The sequence below is a fragment of the Chamaesiphon polymorphus CCALA 037 genome (assembly GCF_003003845.1).
In the GTDB taxonomy this organism is placed as follows: Bacteria; Cyanobacteriota; Cyanobacteriia; order Cyanobacteriales; family Chamaesiphonaceae; genus Chamaesiphon; species Chamaesiphon polymorphus.
The window spans coordinates 1-3,008 of the sequence record NZ_PVWO01000612.1 but is presented as its reverse complement, the minus strand read 5'-3'; the positions used below and the strand labels follow the sequence as shown (position 1 = coordinate 3,008).

The 3,008-nt window shown below is 42.9% G+C and carries 5 protein-coding genes; 3 read left to right on the top strand and 2 right to left on the bottom strand.

What is annotated here, in order from left to right; all coding sequences use genetic code 11:
• Positions 1-152: 152 nt before the first annotated feature.
• From C7B77_RS27185 to C7B77_RS27175, 3 genes are all read left to right on the top strand, one after another.
• A complete protein-coding gene (locus C7B77_RS27185; RefSeq protein WP_146138553.1) occupies positions 153-629 on the top strand; it encodes a hypothetical protein in 477 nt (158 codons plus the stop codon).
• Between the two features lie 96 nt (positions 630-725).
• Positions 726-1,121: a tautomerase family protein gene (locus tag C7B77_RS27180; protein WP_106312393.1), complete on the top strand. Its 396-nt coding sequence runs from the start codon at positions 726-728 to the stop codon at positions 1,119-1,121.
• A 325-nt stretch (positions 1,122-1,446) separates the two neighbouring features.
• Positions 1,447-1,761, top strand: coding sequence for a hypothetical protein (locus C7B77_RS27175; RefSeq protein ID WP_106312390.1), 315 nt, complete (start codon positions 1,447-1,449; stop codon positions 1,759-1,761).
• Between the two features lie 304 nt (positions 1,762-2,065).
• Here C7B77_RS27175 and C7B77_RS27170 read toward each other — a convergent pair whose 3' ends face one another.
• Both C7B77_RS27170 and psaM read right to left on the bottom strand, forming a co-directional pair.
• Positions 2,066-2,599 (bottom strand): hypothetical protein, encoded by a 534-nt coding sequence (locus C7B77_RS27170; RefSeq protein ID WP_146138552.1) that lies wholly within the window; start codon positions 2,597-2,599, stop codon positions 2,066-2,068.
• A gap of 203 nt (positions 2,600-2,802) precedes the next feature.
• Complete coding sequence (gene psaM / locus C7B77_RS27165; protein ID WP_106312384.1) at positions 2,803-2,892, bottom strand: photosystem I reaction center subunit XII; 90 nt, start codon at positions 2,890-2,892, stop codon at positions 2,803-2,805.
• Positions 2,893-3,008: the final 116 nt, after the last annotated feature.

Below are 3,008 nucleotides of genomic sequence, written 5' to 3'. Positions count from 1 at the left end.
ATCTAGGATAGTGGATAGTGAATAGTGGATAGTGGATAGTGATTGTGACAGACACTGAGTATTTACGTTATTGTAAGACTAATACTTCTCGACGATCGAAGACTTGTTTGTGAGGAGCGAATGCGAACACTAGTTTGGTAGAGGTAAGATTGATGAAAGCGAGCATTTCAGTCGTGACTAGTGCTGTTTTAGTGCTAAACAATTCAGTGGCGATCGCCGCAGAGTCAAATACTAATAATATGACAGTCAGTCAAAGTACGGTGGTTGTCAGTACCGATGCAGATGGCGGACAAGTGCAATCTACCACAGTTAGTATCGATCGCGCCGATTTAACCGAGCCACATATTTTGCGGGTACGAGGTTTAGCAAATAATAATGCCCCGATCCGCCTGCAACGTATTGAAGTCACAATGAACGGTAAATTGCTCAGATCGATCGTCAATAATTCACTAGAGCTAAATTTAGCTCCGTTGATGAAAACCGGACGCTATGAAATTGAGATATCTAGTAATTCGCCGGGAGTTGACGGTACTATTTCAGTAAATTTTACTGGCAAAAATACCAACGTTACCCAGCGATTTTCTGGCACTGGTACCCTCAAACAAACATTAGTTATTAACGTTAAGTAATTGATACGGCTCGAGCCTGAAAATATCGTGTGCAATCGTCAGATTTTTTAGTTATCAATTATCAATTATCAATTATCAATTATCAATTAAAAGATAGTGTCCCAAATCAAAATCTATGGCTTGCGATCGCATCTCGATCCCATCAAGTCACAACTTTCCGATGTCATCCATAGTTGTATAGTTGACGCGCTACAATATCTCCCACACAAACGCGCTCATCGTTTTTTTCCACTCGATCCGAGCGATTATTATTATCCGCCCGAACCAGGTAGAACCGATCGATATACAATTATCGAGATTAGTATGTTTGAGGGACGAACGGTAGAAACTAAAAAACAATTGATTCGGTTATTGTTCGATCGAGCGGAAAAAGAGTTAGGCATCTCTAATCTAGATTTAGAAATTACCATCTTTGAAACACCCAAACATAACTGGGGATTTCGGGGCTTACCTGGCGACGAGCATAGTTTAGATTATCGGGTAAATGTCTGAATTAATTGATAATTGATAATTGATAATTGATAATTGATAATCGATCGGCGATTTGCAGATCTACTGATTTGGGGTATGATTTGTCCCTGAAATTTAGAGTAGGGGCAATTCATGAATTGCCCCTACTCTAAATTTCAGGGACTGCCTATAAAGTGGATCGTACCTGGATTCAGCAACACCCGATTTGCTAGTCTACCTATTGATATACGTCGAAAGAAAGACGAATTTCTGGAATATGTTAGGAACAATGAAGCAGGTGAGGGGTTGAGATCGGCCACACATTGAAGAATAACACCCAGCAAATCAAACATAGGAAGGTTTTTTTATGGCTCAAGTTGATATCGACACGACAATTGCGGCTCTGCAACAAGGTCTTACCTCTATTCCTGCCGAGCAAGCCATCGCTGTCATCGAGAGTTGGCAACAACAGCTTCAAGGCAACGACCTCGCTGAAGACTTGGGCGAACTCAAGATGGCACTGACCTCTGGCACCACCAGCAAAGGGATGTCGTTAGCTGAAATTCTCGCCGATATCGGTGCAGACACGACAGAAGCAGCCGAAGGTGCAGATCCGAGTGCTGCGGCAAAGGTGAAGCAACTAGGAGAATTACTATCTCAGGCTGCTAATTCTCTAAATTAAATATTCTCTGACGTTTTTCGCCCTTAGCCAAGAAACAACAATTTAGTTAGCACCTCAACCAGGCAGCTATGCTAAGTTGTTGTTTTTTGTAGTCAAATCGATCGTTCAGTATCGTTCGTGATGCTATTGGCTCTTATTTGGCTGCTCCTTCGATCGCTCTTTCTCCAACTGCGTAACTCCTGAACTAATTAACACCACCCTTTAAAGATCGACTCCTACTTTGGATCGACAAGTGCATCGATTTCATTAGCAAGAGTCGATAATTTGAGAATATGCCGTTTCTTATCTAACCTGCTAACAAAACTTACTTACTGCGCCGAGCTGGTGGTGTAGAGCGATTTGAATTGGTATTAGAATTGGTATCGATCGGAAATATTTGTAATCGATCGGGCGCAATTTTATAGCTATTTTCGGCCATCAGATCTTTTTGCGCTTCTGGAGCAAACGATCGACTAAAATTACCACGATCCTTCTCAGTGCGGAGCTTTGCCTCCTGCAACTCAGTTTCTAAATGCTGTAACTTACTCCGCTGCGACCAGTTATAGCCGATCGAGTTTGCCAAAGTTACTATTCCAAACACTGATAAAGTCGAATAAGTAACTAACTTGGCGATCGCCTCCAATCCCAGACGACGATGAATGTAAGCTGGATTTAATTTTACTGGCATTGGTGCAGCCTCTCCGAACGAAAATCCCTCTGGGCGCGCCCCAGGGCGATCTATGTGATTGTTCTGTGCGGTGACTGGTTGGGAACCAGCAGAACCAGGTGGTTGTCGCACGCGGGACTTGACCGATCGGGACGGAAGTTTTGGCGGCTCGATCGGAGATAGTGCATTCATGAAATTAGTGTAACCCAATAGAATTTTTTAATCATTATACGACTTGTGACCCCGATTATGTCAAAGTTTCACATCTTCTTTCGAGGTGGAATTCGATCGATCTCGATCGCGTTCTAAAAATTAACAAAAATTGGGGCGCAGTCTTAACTACGTCCCAGAAGATCGGCCAAAAAGTGAGATCGGCAATCGATCTCACGTACTACTTATTTATAAAGTTCGGTGGACAGGCGAAATGCCAACAAACCAGGAATGAGCGCGACCGCTAAAGCGATGAAAACTTGAGTATCAGACATGAGATATTCCTCCAAACACAGGGATTTTTGACCTGTTCACAGTTTGCGACAATTTTGGCTGTGGCTGGCGATAATGTAACAAAATGTAGAAAGGGGTGGGGAGTTGGGAGTGGGGA